This is a genomic window from Streptomyces sp. NPDC031426 (genome assembly GCF_055581585.1).
Genome location: NZ_JBVIJE010000022.1, coordinates 1 through 17,969 on the forward strand (window position 1 = coordinate 1; position 17,969 = coordinate 17,969).

Sequence of the window (17,969 nt, forward strand, 5' to 3'; positions counted from 1 at the left end):
CCCCCCCCCCCCCCCCCCCCCCCCCCCCCCCCCCCCCCCCCCCCCCCCCCCCCCCCCCCCCCCCCCCCCCCCCCCCCCCCCCCCCCCCCCCCCCCGCCGCCGTATCTGCCCGTTCGGTGTGCCCGCGATGCGCCGGCGCCCGTGGTGCCCGGGGTCAGCCCTGGAGGAGCTTCTTCACCGCGGCGGCCACCCGGCCGCCCTCGGCCTGGCCGGCCACCTTCGGGTTCACGATCTTCATGACGGCACCCATGGCCCGCGGCCCCTCGGCGCCGGCCGCCCTGGCCTCATCCACGGCCTGGGCGACGATCGCGTTCAGCTCGTCGTCGGACAGCTGCTTGGGCAGGTACTCGGCGAGCACCTCGCCCTCCGCCTTCTCCCGCTCGGCCGACTCGGCACGACCACCCTGCGCGAAGGCCTCGGCCGCCTCCCGGCGCTTCTTCGCCTCTCGGGTGATCACCTTGAGGATCTCGTCGTCGGAGAGCTCCCGCTTCTCCTTGCCCGCGACCTCCTCCTTGGTGATCGCGGCGAGCGTCAGCCGGAGCGTCGAGGAGCGGAGCTCGTCGCGCTCCTTGATCGCGGCGTTGAGGTCGTCGTGCAGCTTCGACTTGAGCGTGGTGGTCATGGGATCGATTGTCTCAGGTGTGCGGCCGTGAACGCCCGTTGATTTAGGGGGAACACCCGTCGAGTCAAGGGGAACGCCTGTCGGGTCAGGGGGAACACCCGTCGAGTCAAGGGGAACGCCTGTCGGGTCAGGGGGAACGCCCGTTGACTCACGGGGGACGTCTGTGGACTCAAGAGCGACGTCTGTTGATCGGGAGACGGCCGGTCTCGTCGGCGTCCGTGCGTCTGACACGATGGACGCATGCGCGCGCGATACGGAGTACCCCTGGGAATCATGGCGGCAGGCGCCGCCGGTCTGGCGTACGCGGCGGGCTTCGAGGCCCGCTCCTTCCGCCTCCGACGGGTGACGGTCCCGGTCCTCCCGCCGGGCATGCGTCCGCTGCGCGTGCTCCAGGTCTCCGACATCCACATGGTGAGCGGCCAGCGCAAGAAGCAGCGGTGGCTGCAGTCGCTGGCGGGCCTGCGCCCGGACTTCGTGATCAACACGGGCGACAACCTGTCGGACCCCGAGGGCGTGCCCATGGTGCTGGACGCCCTGGGCCCCCTGATGGAGTTCCCGGGCGCGTACGTCTTCGGATCCAACGACTACTACGGCCCCAAACTCCGCAACCCCGCCCGCTACTTGCTGGAGAAGGCGAGCGGCCGGCACGGCCTGAACGGCAACCCGCCGGCGGTCGGCGTCATCCACAACCCGTGGGAGGACCTGCGCGACGGCTTCGACGAGGCGGGCTGGCTGAACCTGACGAACACCCGGGGTGTCCTGAAGATCGAGGGCGTCTCGATCGAGCTGACGGGCCTCGACGACCCCCACATCAAGCGCGACCGCTACGCCCGGGTGGCCGGCGGTCCCTCGGCGCCGTACGACTTCTCGATGGGCGTGGTGCATGCGCCGTATCTGCGGGTGCTGGACGCGTACGCAGCGGACGGCTACCCCCTGATCCTGGCCGGCCACACGCACGGCGGCCAGCTGTGCATCCCGTTCCACGGCGCGCTGGTCACCAACTGCGACCTGGACACGGACCGCGTGAAGGGCCTGTCCACCCACACGGCGGACGGCCACACCTCCTACCTCCACGTCTCGGCGGGCTGCGGCACCAACCGCTACACCCCTGTCCGCTTCGCATGCCCACCGGAGGCGACGCTGCTGACGTTGGTGGGGCGGTAGCGGTCCGGCCGTAACCCGCCCGGGGTCGTAACCCACCCGGGCCAAGCCGAATGGCCGCACCCCTCCCCCGCTCCTAGCGTGAGGGCATGACCGCCCCGATACCCAGGGACATCCCGGACCTGCCCGCGGTGCCGGGCCCGCCCCTGCTGCTGCCCTCCCCGGTCCCGGCCACGGCTGTGGTGGCGCCGATCCGCCGCCCCATGGTCGCGCTCTTCCGCCTCCTGACCGCCCTGGTGGCGGCGGGAGGCGTGGCCCTGGAGCTCCTGCTCGGCGCCCCGGCCCGCATCCTGAGCTACTTCGGCGTCCAGGCCGCCCTCCTGCTGGCCATCGCCATGCTCATGTCGGCATCGAGGGCCTGGCGCGCCCGCCGCCCCCTGTCCTCCGCCGTGACAGGCGCCGCACTCCTCTACGTCGTGATCTCGGCGCTCGTCTACCACCTGCTGCTGGCCCACACGACGCCCCCGTTCTCCATGACCGGCGCGACGACGCTCCCGGAGCGCTGGCACGGCTCATGGGCGACCCTCCAGATCCTGCACACGCTGACACCGGTGGCGGCCGTGCTGGACTGGCTGCTGCTGACACCCGCCGCCCGTCTGCACCTCCGCCAGGCGGCCGGCTGGCTTCTCTACCCTCTGGCCTACCTGGCCTTCTACCTGATCCGAGCGGCCTTCCTCGCCCCCACGAACCCGGCCCGCTACCTCTATCCCTTCCTGGACGTGGCGACCCACGGCTACCGCAGCATCCTGGCCAACGCCCTCCTCCTGGGCCTCGCGATGTACGCCCTCGCCGTCCTCCTCGTGGCCCTGGACCACACCCGCCCCAGCCCGGTCCGCCGCCGCGTCTAAACCGGATTTCGTCTACAGCCACCGGTGGGCTAAAGTAAACGTCGTCGCCGCGAGAAGCAGGACTGCAGCGACGCCGGGGTGTAGCGCAGCTTGGCAGCGCGCTTCGTTCGGGACGAAGAGGTCGTGGGTTCAAATCCCGCCACCCCGACAGCCAAGTAGCAGGTCAGAGGGCCCTTACCGATTTGGTGAGGGTCCTCTGGCTTTGCTGCGTGTCCATCTGCGTGACTATCGATTTCTGAGGGATTCCCGCGTGGCTACGGCCGCTGTGGATCAGCGCCGAAGATCCCGTCCATGACCGACCGAGTCGCGAGACCTCTTCCAGCGGGATGCCCCCGGTCGGACAGCATGGCCGCGAAGCTGGGCCGCAACTCCCTCGCCCGTGTTCCTCCCACCTGTCCTCGGCGGCGAGCCGATCCCATCCCTGATCTTCGAACTGCTGTCGGCCACGGCGAACAGATCGTCTACGTGCCCGGCCGAACGGTCACCCGCATGTCCGCCGCCTACCGGGCGAGGCCAAGACCGACGCCCGCGACGCCTATGTCATCGCCGACGCCGCCCGTCCGCGACGGGACTTCGCCCCCGTCGACGTCCCCACACACCTGGCCGCTGAACTGGCACTGCTCACGACCCACCGCTGAGAGCTGACTGCCGGCCGGGTCCGTCTGCTCAATCGCCTGCAACGAGACGTGGACGCGCCTGGTCCAGACCCAGCGGCTCACCACTGTTGGATAGTCCGATAAGAGTCACTGATCAGTTGAAACCCGTATAGAGTCCCCTCTGCACTTGCTCGATTCAAAAGGGGGGGTCCCTTTGCGTGCTCGTCTTGCCGCCTCGGCTGTGGCTGTCGCCGTGGCCGGCGTCTTCTTCAGCGCACCCACCGCGTCTGCGGTGACGTTGCCGTCCACCAACACCGCCCACCACTGCGTCCACCACACCACGGGCGTGTGTGGCTGGACGCACCACCAAAAGCCCAAGGACAAGTACGAGACCGCGAAGTGCGTGGATGCCACGCTGTCCTACTCGCGGCACTCGCAGGGCACTTGCTCCCACCACCACGGCGTCCGCTACTGGTTCAAGTAGGCCGCCGCCCACACGGTGCGTAACACGAGGGCCCTGACTGGCGGTCAGGGCCCTCTCGTGGCCGACTACACCTCGTTGAAGCCACGCGAGGCGTCGTAGATGTCAGCCTCGATGATGACCACAAAGAAGCTGGTCACGACGTAGTGGACCATTACCTGGTCCTCCCAGGCCGCGCGCGTAACAGTGTCGGTCCTGTAGGCGAGGTGACTGTCGGCGCCTTCAGGATCGGCTGCGATCCTGTCGACGAGCCGCAGGAACTTCTCCCGATCTGCGGTCGGCATGTAGTCACGGAACCGCACCACCTGCTCGGTGAACTGCACGCGTCTCTTCATCGGGGCAGGATTCCATGGACACGGCGCGGGCACCTGCACGGAATCTCAGTCGAGGCCTGCCCGCCTGCACATCGTGCGGGGAACCACCGTGGACCCTGGTGATCGTCCACGACCACTCCGTGTCGGAGTAACGGAGAACCGGCCCCCTGCGCTGCAAGCAATGAGGCGTGCTCCCGCTCCGGAAGGGTGGAATGGCCAGCGGGGCGGTTTTTCACAATCGTTACGTTTGTTGGGCTATAAAGTCGCTGTAAACCCCTGTGGTTGGGGGAGGGCACAGGAGTAGCGTTCCGGCGCTCGGCAGTAGGAGATCAAGTGCGGCCGTAGGGGCGGCTGCCACTTACGCCGAAGAAGCCGGAGACAGTCCATGCGTGTGTATTCCGCACGGCGCAGATCGCGCCGCGGGACGGAGGGTGGTGGGCGGTCGGCTTTCGCCGTCGTCGCCGCCGCGCTTCTGATAGCGGGGACGGGACCCGTCGCCGCATACGGAGTGGACAGCGACTCGGGAACCGGCCGCCATGACGTGGCGGGCCAGGAGTCCCATGAACTGATGGAGTCCCTCGACTCGTTCAACGAGCCGAGGCTCTCACCCAGCGCGCAGATCGCGCCGGGCGCGTACGCCGGCGCCTGGGCGCACATCAAGAACATGCCGGTCGGGTCGGGCAGTTGGAGCGAGGTCACCACCTCGCCGTACAACGAGGACGCACTGCACTACCGCGACCGGTCCGCCTCCAACTCCGGGGGTGGCGCGGGGCATTCGGCCGGTCGTATCGCCGCCCTGGCCACCGATCCGACGCATCAGGGGGTCGTGTACGCGGGTGCCGCGGGCGGGGGTGTGTTCCGGTCCGCCGACAACGGCAAGACCTGGACGCCGATCGCCGACCGGCTGCCCGCCCTGTCCGTGGGCGCCCTCGCGGTCGCGCCCGACGGCTCGCTGTGGCTGGCCACCGGTGAGGCGACCACCGCCTCCGACAACTACCTCGGCAGCGGCGTCTACCGGCTCGCCGACCCGGTCAGCGGCAGCTTCAGCGAGAGCGACAAGGTGGGCGGCACCGAGCTGGACAGCAGCTCCGTCCACACCCTGACCTTCGACAAGGCCGCCGGTTACGTCTTCGCGGCCTCCTCGCACGGCGTCTTCCGGCGCCCGCTGTCGGCCGGGCAGGACGCCGCCTGGTCCAAGGTCCTCGCCCCGTGCGCGGGCGTCGGCATCAGCGGCGTGGCCTGCGGGGTGGACAGCCACTACGCGGACATCGCCAACGACATCGCCGTACAGCCCGGCAGCGACGGCAAGGAGCTGCTGGCCAACGTGGCCTGGCGCAGCGGCGCCGACTACAACGGCTTCTACTACTCCGACGACGCCGGCACCACCTGGAAGCGGTCCAACCCGACCGGCGCGATCAACCCCGCCGAGATCGGCAACGCCGCCTTCGCCTACGCGGCCGACGGCAGCAGGCTGTACGTCTCGATGGAGTCCCCCAAACTCCTCAACAAGACGTCCGGCTCCGGCGTGTACTCGGTGCTCGCCGGCGTGTACGTCAGCCGGAGCGGCAACGCCAGCGGCTCGTTCCAGCAGATCGCGACCTCCTCCTCGCTGTCGGCGAGTGGTTCCGCGATGAAGATCAACGCGATCGGCTCCGGCTACCAGCCCGGCTCCCAGGCCTGGTACGACCAGGTCATCGCGGTGGATCCGAGCGACCCGAACCATGTCTACCTGGGCCTTGAGGAGATGTTCGAGTCCCGGGACGGCGGCGCCACCTGGAAGGCGATCGGCCGGTACTGGAACTTCGGCATGAAGTGCTTCTCGTACGACCCGGCCGCGAACTCCTGCGACGGCGACGTGATGCACTCCGACCAGCACGCCCTCGCCTTCTCGCAGTGGAAGGGCAGCACGCCGGAGGTGTTCGTCGGCAACGACGGCGGTGCCTACGCCCGTCCGACCGCGCAGACGACCGCCGGCTGGCGCAACCTCAACGAGTCCGGCACCCTCCGCGACCTCCAGTACTACTCCGTGCGCGCGGGCAGGACGACCGACGGCAGCGGCGACGCCGTCTGGGGCGGCCTGCAGGACAACGGCGTCTCGCTGCTCGCGCCCAAGGGCGCCACGTACCAGGGGCAGCAGCTCAACCCGGACGGCGAGATGGTCTCCCCGTTCGGCGGTGACGGCGGCGACCAGCTGGTCAACCCGGACAACGGCTGCCAGGCGGTCGGCGAGTACGTCGACCTCGCGCTGCAGATCACGAACAACTGCGGCTACACCGCGAGCGTCGACGGCTCCGAGGACGTCATCACCGACATCGCACCCGGCGACCCGGGCGCCCGCTTCATCGCCCCGTTCAGCGCGGACGAGACCGACCCGAACGGCCTGTGGGTCGCGGGCGGCCAGTACGTCTGGGGCAACACCAGGACCTGGAACAGCACCTCCGGCGCCGACTGGACCAAGATGTACGACCTGGGCGCCGGCCACTCCGCCTCGGCGGTCGCCAGCCGCGACCATGTGACGTGGGCGGCCTGGTGCGGACCCTGCTCGAAGGTCGACGGCACCTTCGGTCGCGGTATCGCCACCAACTACGGCGGCACCTGGCACCAGGTGAGCCTGCCCGCCGCCTTCCCCAACCGGTACATCTCCGGTCTGGCCATCGACCCGTCCGACGCCTCCGGCAAGACGGTCTACGCGGTGATCAACGGCTTCTCGCGGCACTGGAACGAGGGCCCCGGCGCCGGCTACGGCCACGTCTGGAAGACCACCGACGGCGGCACGACCTGGACGGACGTCAGCGGTGACCCCGCGGCCTCGGACTCCTTCCCGGACGCCCCGGCCAACTCGGCGCTGATCACCGGCAAGGGCACCCTCGTGGTCGCCACCGACCTGGGCGTGTTCACCAGCACCTCGGCCGGCCACTGGACGCGCCTGGGCACGAACCTGCCCACCTCGCCGGCGGTCTACCTCTCGCCGAGCCCGGACGGCAGCCAGGTGTACGTGGCCACGCACGGCCGCGGCATCTGGAAGACCCGGACGCCGTAACACCGGCGACAGCGCAGGGGCCCCGGACCGCCGGCTCGGTCCGGGGCCCCTTGCTGTGACTGGCCCACCGAAGTCCGCCCGCTGACGGCCGTCGGGCCGGCGGCCCGTCCGGTCAGGCGCTCAGCACCCCGGTGGCCAGCAGGCCCAGCAGACCCACGCCGATGACGATGCGGTAGATCACGAAGGCGTTGAAGGAGTGCTTGGCGACGAACTTCAGCAGCCAGGCGATGGAGGCGTAGGCGACCACGAAGGAGACGGCGGTGCCCACGGCGAGCGGGACGACGCCGACTCCGGCGCCGACGGCGTCCTTCAGCTCGTACAGGCCCGCGCCGGTCAGGGCCGGGATGCCGAGGAAGAACGACAGCCGGGTGGCGGCGACGCGGTCGAGGTCCAGGACGAGCGCGGTGGACATAGTGGCGCCGGAGCGGGAGAAGCCGGGGAAGAGCAGGGCGAGGATCTGGGAGCAGCCGACCCACATCGCGTCCTTGAAGGTCGTGTCGTCCTCGCCGCGCTTGTGCCGGCCCATCTGGTCGGCCGCCCACATCACGGCCGAGCCGACGATCAGCGAGCCGGCCACCACCCACAGCGAGCCCAGCGGGCCCTCGACCAGCTTCTTGGCGGCCAGGCCGACCACGACGATCGGGATGGTGGCGTAGATGACCCACCAGGCGAACTTGTAGTCGTGGTGGTAGCGCTCCTCACGGTTGCGCAGTCCGCGCCCCCAGGCGGAGACGATCCGCACGATGTCCTTGAAGAAGTAGAACAGCACGGCGGCGATGGCGCCGACCTGGATGACGGCGGTGAACCCGACGACCGAGGTGTCCTCGACAGGGATGCCCATCAGCCCCTCGGTGATCTTCAGATGACCGGTCGAGGAGACGGGCAGGAACTCGGTCACCCCCTCGACGATGCCGAGAACAACGGCCTGACCGAGGCTTATGGCGCTCATCGGGGTCCTTTCGTGGCTCGCCGCCCCGCCGTCCGCCGTCCCGCCTGTCCCCGGGCCGGGGACACATGGCACACTCGGACGACGGCAGCATTTACACGGCCGTAGAAGTTCTACACGACTGTAGAAGATCAGCGGGAGAACGACAAACCCATGGGCGCCCACACACAGGGACGCGGCCCGAAGCGGGCCAACGGAGTGCGCGAGGCCGAACTCCTCGGCCTGCTGCAGCGGGCCGAGGGCGCGCTGACCCCCGGGGAGGTCGCCGAGCGGCTCGGGGGCGAGCTGACGTACAGCAGCGTGGTCACGATCCTCACCCGCATGCACACCAAGGGCCTGCTCGGCCGCACTCCCCGCGGCCGGGCCTACGCCTACGCCCCTGTCACCGACGACGCCGGGCTCGCCGCCCGCCGGATGCGCACCGTCCTGGAGGAGCGGCCCGACCGCGAGACCGTCCTCGCCCGGTTCGCCGACGAACTGTCCGACACGGACGCCGAGTTGCTGCGCCAGCTGCTCGGCCCCGACCAGCACCCCGGCCAGTAGGACCGGCAGGAACCGGTAGGACCGGCAGCAACCGGTAGGACCGGTAGGACCGGTAGGAACAGGAAGGGGCCGCTCGGAATGCATGTCGCCGTCTATCTGCCGCTGCTGCTCTCGCTCATCGCCCCGCTCGGCGCCCGCCCGCTCGCCGAACGCTGCGAACCCCGCCTCGCCACCTGGCTGCTCACCGCCTCGTCCCTGGTGCTGGGCGCGGCGAGCACGACATCCCTGGGCCTGCTGGCCGTGGCCGGACTGATCCGTGTCCCGCAACTCGCCGCCCTGGGCCACTGGTCGGCCGGCACCGCACAGCACGACGCCCCCGCCGCGCTGTCCGTCTCGCTGATCGCCGGCCTGCTGCTCGGCGGCGCCGTGCTCATGGCGGCACGGATGCTGTGGCGCCGGGCCCGTTCACTGGCCGCCGCCGCGTGGGATGCCGCCTGCATGCCCGCCCGGGACGGTCTGGTCGTCGTCCCCGACGACGCCCCCGACGCCTTCGCCATCCCCGGACTGCCCGGCCGGGTCGTCGTCTCCACCGGCATGCTGCACACCCTGGAGGAGTCCGAGCACGACATCCTGCTCGCCCATGAACGCGCCCATCTGACCGCCCACCACTACGCCTTCGTCGCCCTCGCCCAACTCGGCGCCGCCGCCAACCCGTTCCTGCGCCCCTTCGCCACCGCGGTCACCTACACCATCGAGCGCTGGGCCGACGAGAACGCGGCCGCCTCGACCGGTGACCGCAGGCGGGTCGCCCGCACCGTCGGCAAGGCGGCCCTCGCCGCGCACCGCACCCCCGCGCTCGCCCGGATCGCCGGTGCGGCCCTCGGCTTCCTCGGCCGCCGCAGCCCCCTCGCCAAGGCCGGGCCGGTACCCCGCCGCGTCGCCGCGCTGCTGGCTCCGCCGCTGGGCCGCCACCCAGTCCTTACGGCGGCGACGGCGGCGGTCCTGACGGCGGCGACGCTGGCCACGGCGGAGGCGGCCCATGACTTCCATCTGCTGCTGCGGACGGTTGGCGCGTCCTGACGGCCGGCTCATGCGGTGCGGCCGTTTGCGACGCAGCGCCGTTGGTGTGCGGGCCGTTCCCGGCTGCGGGTGTGTGGGTTGTTCGCGCCCGCGCGGCGGAGCCGCACATCGATACAGCCCGGCAGGGTGAAGCACGCCGGGCACAGGCACTGAGCACCGTCGAGCCCTCTCCCCCGTTCGGCCCGCTTCCCGCGTGCCCGCCCGTACGCCCCAGTAAGGTGGAGCCGTGATCCTCGCGCAGCCCGCCGCCGACACGGCCGGGGCCCGCATCCGCCAGGCGGTGCGGGCCTCCGTTCTGGTCGCCGTGCTGCTCGGGCTGTTCCTCATGCACGGCGGCCCGGCCGCGGCCGCGGGTGGCTGCCACGGGGCCATGCAGACAGCCGACACCGCCGTCATGGGATCGGCATCCACCCCGACGGCTGCGCACACGCACCCGATGCGCTCGGCACCCGCGACGCAAGCCGCGCACCCCGCCGACCACGTCAAAGCGGCAGGCGACAAGGCCACCGCGCCCACGGACAAGATGCACTCGGCACCCGCGACGCAGGCCGCGCGCGGCAGCGGCGGCCCCGCCACCACGGCCGCCAAGGCGGCCACCCCCCGCGTGGACGAGGCCATGCGGGGTGCGTTGTGTCTGGCCACGACGCCCCGGTCCGGGATCCCGGCGCCTGCGCTCGCGGCGGCCGCCCTCGTGTTCCCGGCCGCAGCCCTGCTGCCGTGCGCCCGGCCCGGTTCCGACGGAACCCGTCGCCGGGGTCCACCGGCCGGCGGGCGCCGACTCCTGCTCCAGGTGTGCATCGCGCGGACGTGACGAGACCCCCGGGATCCGGCTCGTCGCCGCGGTCCCGCACGACTCTCCCACGTTCGGCCGCGCCGCCTCACGGCGCCCGCCTGGAAAGACACATTTATGACCCAGCGTTTCCGCACATCCCGCCGCGCCCTCGCCGCGGCCGCCGCCACCGCGGCACTCACCCTGACCCTCGCCGCCTGCGGCTCGGACTCCGGCTCCGGCCACGGGTCCGGCATGGACCACAGCGCCACGCCGTCCCCGTCGGCGTCGGACGACGGCATGGCCTCGATGCCCGGCATGGAGCCCGTGTCCGCCGGCAACGGCCTGGCCGCCGCGAAGGACGGCTACAAGATGGTCTCCACGGCCGCCACCGTCCCCGCCGGCAAGGCGAGCGCGTACCGCTTCGCCATCACCGGGCCGGACGGCAAGCCGGTCACCGGGTTCGCCGTCGACCAGACCAAGCGGATGCACTTCTACGCCATCCGCTCCGACCTCACCGGCTTCCAGCACCTGCACCCCACCATGGCCGGGGACGGCACCTGGAGCGCGCCGCTGGCCACGCTGCAGCCGGGCACCTGGCGGCTGTACGCCTCCTTCGTCCCTGACGGCGGCGCCGGCAAGGGCAAGGACTTCGTCCTCAGCCGCACCGTGAAGGTGTCCGGCATGGCGATGCCCGACCCCCTGCCGAAGGCGTCCGGCACCGCCACCGTCGACGGTTACACCGTGACGGTGAAGGGCGATCCGATGGCGGGCATGGCGCACCAGCTGACCGCCACCGTCACCAAGGACGGCAAGCCGGTCACCGACCTCCAGCCGTATCTCGACACCTACGCCCACCTGACCGCGTTCCACCAGGGCGACCTCGCCTTCGCCCACCTCCACCCGGAGACTGAGGTCGACGGTGACCACGGCGGGCCGACGCTGAGCTTCCACGCCCAGTTCCCCCAGTCCGGAAACTGGCGGATGTTCCTCCAGTTCCAGACCGGCGGCAGGCTGCACACCGCCTCCCTCACCCTGCGCGTCGGCTGACCGAGCACGGCAACCGACCGAAGGGCGCCTTGGCCACCGCGGTGGCCAAGGCGCCCTTCGGCGGCTCAGGTGCGTCAGTGCCCGCTGATCGCGAGTTCGTAGTCACCGATCAGATCGCCCAGCAGCGTTCCGGCCGTCAGGTCGCTGGTGACGTGACCGGCCATGTAGAGGCGGGAGTAGAGGACCTGGGCCCGCATCCACTCGTACTCCCCGGCCCGGTGCGGGGAGAGGGCGCTGAGGAAGGTGACGGCCGCGGCGGAACGGGCCGCGTGCCGGGAGGGGTAGGAGTACGGGCCCTTGGCGCCGGGCTTGATGTGCTTGTCCGGGCGCAGGGTCGGGTCCAGGACGAACGGGGCCGGCTGCTTGTCCTTGGCCGCCAGCCGGTCGCTGATCGTCTTGGCCAGCCCCAGGGCCGCCTTGAGCTCCGCCTTCTCCGCCGTGCCCTTCGTGGCGGGGACGAGTTCGTTCTGGTCGTGGAGGTAGAGCTTCCAGACGTCCTTCTTGCCGTTGAGCTCCAGCCAGGTGGCCGCCTTCTTCCCGGCGGCCGTACGGGTCTTGGCGAGGGCCTGGACCTGGTGGAGTTCGGCGGTGCGCTGCTTCACGGTGGGGGGTGCGGGGATCTGCGCGGCGGCCCAGGCGGCGAACGCCTTGTCGTCGCGGGTGGTGCCGTGCGCCTTCCGCCACTGGGCGAAGAGGACGTCGGCCTTCGTCCGCTGGTCGGCGGCCAGCTTGCCGATCGGCGCGATCTCGGCGTCCTTGAAGAGGGCCGGGGGCGGGCTCTGCTTGATGCGGTCGGTCGCCGAGAGCTTCAGCCCGGGGAATCCGGCGGCGGCCAGCTGCGGTCGCAGCAGACCGAAGGAGGCGGCGGTCACGGCGACCACCGCGATGACGGCGTACGGCCATTTGATGCCGCGCAGGACGTTCATGCGGCGGAGGTCCTTTCGAGGAGCGGTGCGGGCTGCGGCTCGGCGGTGAGAGCGGTGAAGTGGGCGCGGGCGAGCCGGCGTACGTCGTTGTCGGGCAGGCCGGGGGTGAGCAGGGAGCGGCCGACGACGTACTTGCTGAGGGAGACGGGCCGGGCGCCCAGGCGCAGCAGGAGCCGGTCGGCGGGGGCGGGCCGGGTGCCGCCCTTGGTCTCCACGAGGACGTGCCCCGGGTCGAGAGCGGCGGTGCGGTCGCCGTGGTGGCAGGTGAGGGCGCCGTCGAGGGTGACGCGCGTGCCGTGGTCCAGGTCGGCGAGGGCCGCGCGGACATAGCGGATCTCGGCGGCCGGGGACAGGGCCGCGGTGGTGACGGGGATGTCCGCCGCGCGCAGCACCCCGTCGACGAACCCGGCGGCGGCGCCGTCCAGTCGCCCGTAGGCGTGATGGGGGATCCTCAGGGCGTGCTTGACGGTGGCCCCGCGGCCGTCCTTGGTCTTCACCTCCACCCGGCACAGTCCGTCCTCCGCGTACAGGCGGGTGCGGACCTTCCAGCGCCGGCGGCGGCCCTGGACGTGGGCCCGCCAGGCGCCGAGCTGCTCGGTGTCGAAGTAGGTGCTGAGGTAGCCGGTCGTACGACGGCCGGCCAGGTCGAGGACGTGGTGGCTGTCGGCGAGCCGGGCGACGAGGTCGCGGGCGCGGTCGAGGGGGACCAGGTACTTGCGGTCGGTGCGGTGCTGCAGCGCCGCCGCCGCGTCGACCTCGGCGAGCGTGGCGCCGCGCAGTGCGCTGAGGCCGAGGTCCGCCGCGAGGGAGGAGCTCATGCGACGGTCACCGGCTCGCGCGGCTCGCTGTCCTGGGCAAGGGCCGCCTCGCCCGCTGCGACGGGGTACTGGGCGGAGACCCGGGTGGTCTCGCGGACGTAGTCGACCTCGTCGACCTCGACCGAGAGCGGAGCCCGGCCGAAGCGGAAGGCGACGTCCTGGGAGATCAGGGCGGGGTCGTCGTAGATCCGGTCCAGGGTCAGCTTCACCGTGCGGGTCGGCGGCTGGTAGGCGCGGGGGTCGTCCACCAGCAGGACCGCCAGCAGCACCACCGCGTCCAGCGCGATCACGAGCCAGCTGTCGCGCTGCGGAAGTCCGGTGCACAGGGCGATGACCAGGGCCACGAAGGTGTAGGCGACATCGCGCAGGGTGAAGGCGGCGCTGCGCAGCCGGACCAGGGAGAGGATGCCGAACAGTCCGAAGCCCACCCCGGCGGGGAACTTGCCCGCGCTGATGGTGCTCATCGCCGCGAACAGCCCGATGTTCAGCGCGGCCAGGACCAGCGGCATCGCCGGTGCGCTGGGGCGGCGCCGGTACAGCCAGCCGACCAGGACCAGCAGGGCGACGACGTCGAGGCCGCCACGCGTGAGGAGGTCGACGGGGGCGATGTGGTGGGTGATGCCCTTGGCGGCGAGCACCAGTGCGTCCATGACTGTCCCTTCCGTCCCGGCACGTCGGACGGCGGACCGGTCGCGGTCCGCGGAGCACCGCGACGTGAAGGAAGGTAGGGATGTCACATGAACAGACCATGAAGGCTTCCGGGCGTCCGGAGCCCGGAACTCCGGCGGTTAGCCTGACCGCCATGCGCTACCTGGTCGTCGACGACGAGACCCGCCTCACCGACCTCGTCGTCCGCTACCTCACCGAGTCCGGACACACCGCCGAGGGCCGTTACGACGGCCCCTCGGGGCTGACCGCCGCCCGTGACCCCCGCCTGGACGGGGTCCTGCTGGATGTGATGCTGCCCGGGATGGACGGGGTCGAGGTGTGCCGGACGCTGCGCGGCGAGGGCGTCGACGTGCCCGTGATCCTGCTGACGGCGCGCGGCGCGATCAGCGAACGGGTCGCCGGTCTCGACGCGGGCGCCGACGACTACGTGGTCAAGCCGTTCGCCCTGGAGGAGCTGCTGGCGCGGCTGCGGGCGATCTCCCGGCGCCGCCCCGACGGCTCGGGCCGCCTGAAGGTCGGCGACCTCGTCCTCGACCCCGGGCAGCAGCGGGCCTGGCGGGCGGACACCGAACTCGACCTGTCCCGGCGGGAGTTCGACGTCCTGCGGGTGCTGATGGCGAACGCCGGATGCCTGGTGACCCGGCTGCAGCTGCTCGACGAGGTCTGGGACGGCGAGACCGACCTGCGCAGCAACGCCATCGACGTACACGTCTCCAAGGTGCGCGCGAAGGTCGACCGGGCCTTCGACCGTACGACGATCACGACCCTGCGCGGACGCGGCTACCGCCTGGAGACCGCCCCGTGACCCAGCCGGGCGGGCTGCGCGCGTGGTGCGAGCGGCTGCCCTCCCGGTTGCGCGCGTGGTTCGGCCGGCTGCCCGTCGTCACCCGGCTCGTGCTGGCCGTCGCCGTCACCATGTCCCTCGTACTGACCGGTACTGCCTGGCTGGTCTACTGGCGGGTGCAGAGCGCCCTCGACCGTCAGCTCCACGACGACCTGGCCACGTACCAGCACAGCCTCGACCGGGCCGTCCGCGCCGGCACCGCACCGCCTCCGGGCCCCAGCGGCAGTCTCTACCAGGTCCTCGACGGCCGAGGCCGGGTCCTCGCCGCCGACGACGCCGTGGGCGACCGGTCGCTGCTCACCCCCGCCGAACTCCGGGCGGCCGGGCACGGGCGCGCGGTACGCCGTGACGTCGGCTCGCTGCTGCCGATCACCCCGGACACGCTGCGCCTGCAGGCCGAGCGGGTCCGGGCCGGCGGGGCGACGCGGGTCGTCGTCACCGCCGTCCGCCGCGGCCATCGCGACGAGGCCCTGCGGGAACTCCTCGCCCAGCTCGCCCTCGCCTCCGGACTGACCCTGATCGCCGCCTCGTACGTCGGCTACCGCACCGCCCGCGCCGCACTGCGCCCCGTCGAGCGCTACCGCACCGCTGCCGCCGCCCTCGCCGACGGCGGGCCGAACCTGCGCCTGGACGTGCCCGCCGACCGCGACGACGAGATCACCCGGCTCGGGCACACCCTCAACCGCATGCTCGACCGTCTGGAGGCGTCCGCCGTCCGCGAGCGCCGCTTCGTCGCGGACGCCAGCCATGAGCTGCGCACCCCGCTGTCCCTGCTGCGGGCAGAGGTCGACGTGGCACTGCACCGCCCCCGCTCGGCCGAGGAACTCAACCAGACCCTGCGCTCCGTGGACGCGGAGGTCCAGCGCCTGATCGACCTCTCCAACGCCCTGCTGGACCTGGAGGAACTCGGCAGCACCGGCCACATCACCCGGGCACCGGTACGACTCGCCGATCTGGTCGGCACCGCCGTGGCCCCGCATCTGCGCACCGCCGAACGGGCCGGGCGCGGCGTTTCCGCCGACGCGGCGGACACCGTCGTCGACGTCGACGCCCGCTGGCTGGTGCCCGCGATCGGCAACCTCGTCGCCAACGCGCTGCGGCACGGCGACGGGGCGGTCCGTGTCGCGGCCATCGTCCACGAGGACCGGCTGCGGCTGTCCGTCACGGACGAGGGGCCGGGCTTCCCACCCGAGTTTCTGCCCCGCGCCTTCGACCGTTTCGCCCGCGCGGAGGCCAGCCGGACGAGCGAGGGATCGGGGCTGGGGCTCGCGTTCGTACAGGCGGTGGCCGTGGCTCATGGGGGTGGGGTGCGGGCGGAGAACTCGCCGGGCGGGGCGGCTGTCACCGTCGATGTGCCGTGCTGACGATGCCGTCGGGCGGGTGCGGCGCCGTCGTGGGGCGCCGCCCCTCAGCCCCTTCGGATGAACGCCACCAACGCTCCCGCCGCCACGAGAATCCCCAGCGCGCCGAAGCCGTGGCTCAGGCCGGCTCCGGAGGCGACCGCCGCCACCAGCAACGGGCCGCCCGCGTCGCCCAGTTCACGCCCGAGTTCCGCCGCGCCCATGGTCTGCCCCAGCCGTTCCCGTGTCCGTGACGCACCTTGACACTGTCTTGACGTGACCTGGCCCGATAGGGTGAGTGCAGGTGTGCCGGGAAGTCTGGTCGGCCGGGAGTCAGAGTGGCTTCCGCAATTCCAGGGGGACGGCATGCGCAGCGTCGGCACGGTTCTCGCCCTCGTGGTCCTCGCCACGGTGGTCGCCACCTTCGCGCGCCGCTGGCGCATCCCCGCCCCCTCCCTGCTCGTGGTCGCCGGTCTCGCGGTGGCCCTGCTCCCGGGCACCCCGCAGATCCAGATCAGCCCGCAGATCATCGGCCTGGTCGTCCTCCCGCCGCTGCTGTACGCGAGCGCGGAGGACATGCCATGGCGGGAGCTACGGGCGGTGTGGAAGCCGGTCGGGATCCTCGCCATCGGCCTGGTGCTCGCCTCCGCGGCGGCCGTCGCGGCCGTGGCCGCCCTGGTCACCCCCCTGTCCTGGGAGATGGCGTTCGTCCTGGGCGCGGTGCTGGCCAGCACCGACCCCGTGGCGGTGACCGCGCTCGGCCGCCGGCTCGCCCTGCCGCCGAGAGTGCAGGTCCTCGTGCAGGCGGAGAGCCTGTTCAACGACGCGACGTCCCTGGTGCTGGTCCGGGTGGCGGCGGGCATCGCCATCGCCTCGGCCGCCGCGAGCTGGGGCGCCGCGAGCGGCCAGTTCTTTCTGCTCGCGGGCGGCGGCACGGTGATCGGGACGGCGGTGGCCGGAGTGGTCACCCTGATCCGGCGCCGCACCGAGGACCCGGTGCTGGAGACGGTGATCGCCCTGGTCACCCCGTACGCCGCCTACCTGCTGGCCGAGGTCGCGCACACCTCCGGAGTGACGTCCTGCGTGGTGGCCGGGGTAGTGCTGGGCGGCCGCGGCGACCGCCTGACCAACGCCCGCATACGGCTACAGCTGCACGCGGTGTACGGCACGGTGGTGTTCCTGCTGGAGAGTGTGGTCTTCAGCCTGATCGGCCTGGCCCTGCCCTCCCAGGTACGGGCCCTGGCGGACGGCGACCGGCCCTGGCCGCTGTACGCCCTCGCCGTCGCCGTCACGCTCGTCGCCGTACGGCTGCTGTGGCTGGCGCCGCTGTCGGCAGTCGTGCAGCGCGAGGGCGGGGTCGGCCGGCTGAACTGGCGGGTCCCGATGGTGCTGACCTGGGCGGGCACGCGCGGCGTGATGCCGCTGGCCGCCGCGCTGTCCATACCCGAGGTCGCCAAGGACGGCAGCCCGCTGACCGACCGCCCCCTGGTGCTGGTCCTGACCACGTCCGTCGTGGTCGTCACCCTCGTCGTCCAGGGCTTCACCCTCGCCCCGGTCGTCCGCGCCTCCGGCATCGCCCTGGAGCCCGCCCACACCGCGCGCGAGGAGGCCGAGGCCCGCTCCCACCTCGCCCATGCCGGCCTCGCCCGCCTGGAGGAGCTCGCGGAGCTGGAGGTCGTGCCCGAGGTCGTCCTGGACCGGCTCCGCAGGGGCCTGACCGCCCGCCTCGACGACGCCCGCGACCGCCTCGCCGAGAGCAGGGGCGGCGTGGCCACCGAGTCCGCCGACCGGGTCTACCGCCAGCTGCGGCGCGATCTGATCGCCGTCGAGACGGGTGAACTTCAGCGGCTGTACGACGCGCATGCCATCAGCGACACGACGCGGCGGCGGTTGCAGCGGGCTTTGGACCTTGAGGAGGCCCGGCTGTCGGACACCTGAGCCGCCGCAGTGCCGTCGGCCGTCACAGTGCCCCCGGCGCAGTC

At 72.0% G+C, this 17,969-nt stretch carries 18 protein-coding genes, 1 tRNA gene and 1 pseudogene; 13 read left to right on the forward strand and 7 right to left on the reverse strand.

Annotated elements, in window-relative coordinates:
* Nucleotides 1–154: 154 nt before the first annotated feature.
* Entirely contained in the window at nt 155–622 is a 468-nt protein-coding gene (locus ACZ5NH_RS33255) for a GatB/YqeY domain-containing protein (protein ID WP_388623587.1), read from the reverse strand.
* A gap of 240 nt (nt 623–862) precedes the next feature.
* On the opposite strand from ACZ5NH_RS33255, the gene ACZ5NH_RS33260 reads away from it, so the two are divergent.
* The 5 genes and pseudogenes from ACZ5NH_RS33260 (at nt 863) to ACZ5NH_RS33280 (ending at nt 3,711) form a co-directional block, all read left to right on the forward strand.
* Nucleotides 863–1,786, forward strand: a complete 924-nt coding sequence (locus ACZ5NH_RS33260; RefSeq protein WP_468780577.1) for a metallophosphoesterase — start codon at nt 863–865, stop codon at nt 1,784–1,786.
* Nucleotides 1,787–1,872: 86 nt separating this feature from the next.
* Entirely contained in the window at nt 1,873–2,631 is a 759-nt protein-coding gene (locus ACZ5NH_RS33265) for a Pr6Pr family membrane protein (protein ID WP_468780579.1), read from the forward strand.
* A 74-nt stretch (nt 2,632–2,705) separates the two neighbouring features.
* Nucleotides 2,706–2,779: transfer RNA gene (locus ACZ5NH_RS33270), tRNA-Pro, on the forward strand.
* A gap of 305 nt (nt 2,780–3,084) precedes the next feature.
* A pseudogene (locus tag ACZ5NH_RS33275) lies at nt 3,085–3,266 on the forward strand (IS110 family transposase); the annotation flags it as partial.
* Between the two features lie 175 nt (nt 3,267–3,441).
* Nucleotides 3,442–3,711, forward strand: a complete 270-nt coding sequence (locus ACZ5NH_RS33280; protein WP_388623563.1) for a DUF3761 domain-containing protein — start codon at nt 3,442–3,444, stop codon at nt 3,709–3,711.
* Nucleotides 3,712–3,776: 65 nt separating this feature from the next.
* On the opposite strand, the gene ACZ5NH_RS33285 is transcribed toward ACZ5NH_RS33280, so the two are convergent.
* Nucleotides 3,777–4,043, reverse strand: a complete 267-nt coding sequence (locus ACZ5NH_RS33285) for a hypothetical protein (RefSeq protein WP_468780581.1) — start codon at nt 4,041–4,043, stop codon at nt 3,777–3,779.
* A 364-nt stretch (nt 4,044–4,407) separates the two neighbouring features.
* Between ACZ5NH_RS33285 and ACZ5NH_RS33290 the strand changes: the two genes are divergently transcribed.
* Nucleotides 4,408–7,062: a WD40/YVTN/BNR-like repeat-containing protein gene (locus ACZ5NH_RS33290; RefSeq protein ID WP_468780583.1), complete on the forward strand. Its 2,655-nt coding sequence runs from the start codon at nt 4,408–4,410 to the stop codon at nt 7,060–7,062.
* A gap of 112 nt (nt 7,063–7,174) precedes the next feature.
* On the opposite strand, the gene ACZ5NH_RS33295 is transcribed toward ACZ5NH_RS33290, so the two are convergent.
* Nucleotides 7,175–8,011 (reverse strand): undecaprenyl-diphosphate phosphatase, encoded by an 837-nt coding sequence (locus tag ACZ5NH_RS33295; protein WP_451552811.1) that lies wholly within the window; start codon nt 8,009–8,011, stop codon nt 7,175–7,177.
* Between the two features lie 150 nt (nt 8,012–8,161).
* Here ACZ5NH_RS33295 and ACZ5NH_RS33300 point away from each other — a divergent pair, with 150 nt between their 5' ends.
* The 4 genes from ACZ5NH_RS33300 (at nt 8,162) to ACZ5NH_RS33315 (ending at nt 11,390) form a co-directional block, all read left to right on the forward strand.
* Nucleotides 8,162–8,551, forward strand: coding sequence for a BlaI/MecI/CopY family transcriptional regulator (locus tag ACZ5NH_RS33300; protein WP_468780585.1), 390 nt, complete (start codon nt 8,162–8,164; stop codon nt 8,549–8,551).
* 78 nt (nt 8,552–8,629) lie between these two features.
* Complete coding sequence (locus tag ACZ5NH_RS33305; RefSeq protein ID WP_468780587.1) at nt 8,630–9,571, forward strand: M56 family metallopeptidase; 942 nt, start codon at nt 8,630–8,632, stop codon at nt 9,569–9,571.
* A gap of 226 nt (nt 9,572–9,797) precedes the next feature.
* Nucleotides 9,798–10,382 (forward strand): hypothetical protein, encoded by a 585-nt coding sequence (locus ACZ5NH_RS33310; RefSeq protein WP_468780589.1) that lies wholly within the window; start codon nt 9,798–9,800, stop codon nt 10,380–10,382.
* A 96-nt stretch (nt 10,383–10,478) separates the two neighbouring features.
* Nucleotides 10,479–11,390 carry a hypothetical protein gene (locus ACZ5NH_RS33315; protein ID WP_468780591.1) on the forward strand — a complete coding sequence of 304 codons (912 nt, stop codon included), beginning with the start codon at nt 10,479–10,481 and terminating at the stop codon, nt 11,388–11,390.
* Between the two features lie 74 nt (nt 11,391–11,464).
* Here the strand turns inward: ACZ5NH_RS33315 and ACZ5NH_RS33320 are convergent, their stop codons facing one another.
* From ACZ5NH_RS33320 to ACZ5NH_RS33330, 3 genes are read right to left on the reverse strand one after another with little or no spacing between them, the layout of a single operon-like run.
* Nucleotides 11,465–12,316 carry a phosphatase PAP2 family protein gene (locus ACZ5NH_RS33320; RefSeq protein WP_468780593.1) on the reverse strand — a complete coding sequence of 284 codons (852 nt, stop codon included), beginning with the start codon at nt 12,314–12,316 and terminating at the stop codon, nt 11,465–11,467.
* A complete protein-coding gene (locus tag ACZ5NH_RS33325) occupies nt 12,313–13,134 on the reverse strand; it encodes a polyphosphate polymerase domain-containing protein (protein WP_468780595.1) in 822 nt (273 codons plus the stop codon). Before ACZ5NH_RS33325 ends, ACZ5NH_RS33320 begins: the two co-directional genes overlap by 4 nt.
* Nucleotides 13,131–13,784, reverse strand: a complete 654-nt coding sequence (locus tag ACZ5NH_RS33330) for a DUF4956 domain-containing protein (protein WP_388623533.1) — start codon at nt 13,782–13,784, stop codon at nt 13,131–13,133. Before ACZ5NH_RS33330 ends, ACZ5NH_RS33325 begins: the two co-directional genes overlap by 4 nt.
* Before the next feature lie 152 nt (nt 13,785–13,936).
* Between ACZ5NH_RS33330 and ACZ5NH_RS33335 the strand changes: the two genes are divergently transcribed.
* Nucleotides 13,937–14,608, forward strand: coding sequence for a response regulator transcription factor (locus ACZ5NH_RS33335; RefSeq protein ID WP_468780597.1), 672 nt, complete (start codon nt 13,937–13,939; stop codon nt 14,606–14,608).
* A complete protein-coding gene (locus tag ACZ5NH_RS33340) occupies nt 14,605–16,011 on the forward strand; it encodes a sensor histidine kinase (RefSeq protein ID WP_468780599.1) in 1,407 nt (468 codons plus the stop codon). Before ACZ5NH_RS33335 ends, ACZ5NH_RS33340 begins: the two co-directional genes overlap by 4 nt.
* Nucleotides 16,012–16,055: 44 nt before the next feature.
* On the opposite strand, the gene ACZ5NH_RS33345 is transcribed toward ACZ5NH_RS33340, so the two are convergent.
* On the reverse strand, nt 16,056–16,211 hold the full coding sequence (locus ACZ5NH_RS33345; RefSeq protein WP_468780601.1) for a hypothetical protein: 156 nt from the start codon (nt 16,209–16,211) through the stop codon (nt 16,056–16,058).
* A gap of 142 nt (nt 16,212–16,353) precedes the next feature.
* On the opposite strand from ACZ5NH_RS33345, the gene ACZ5NH_RS33350 reads away from it, so the two are divergent.
* Nucleotides 16,354–17,925 (forward strand): Na+/H+ antiporter, encoded by a 1,572-nt coding sequence (locus ACZ5NH_RS33350; protein ID WP_468780603.1) that lies wholly within the window; start codon nt 16,354–16,356, stop codon nt 17,923–17,925.
* Nucleotides 17,926–17,969: the final 44 nt, after the last annotated feature.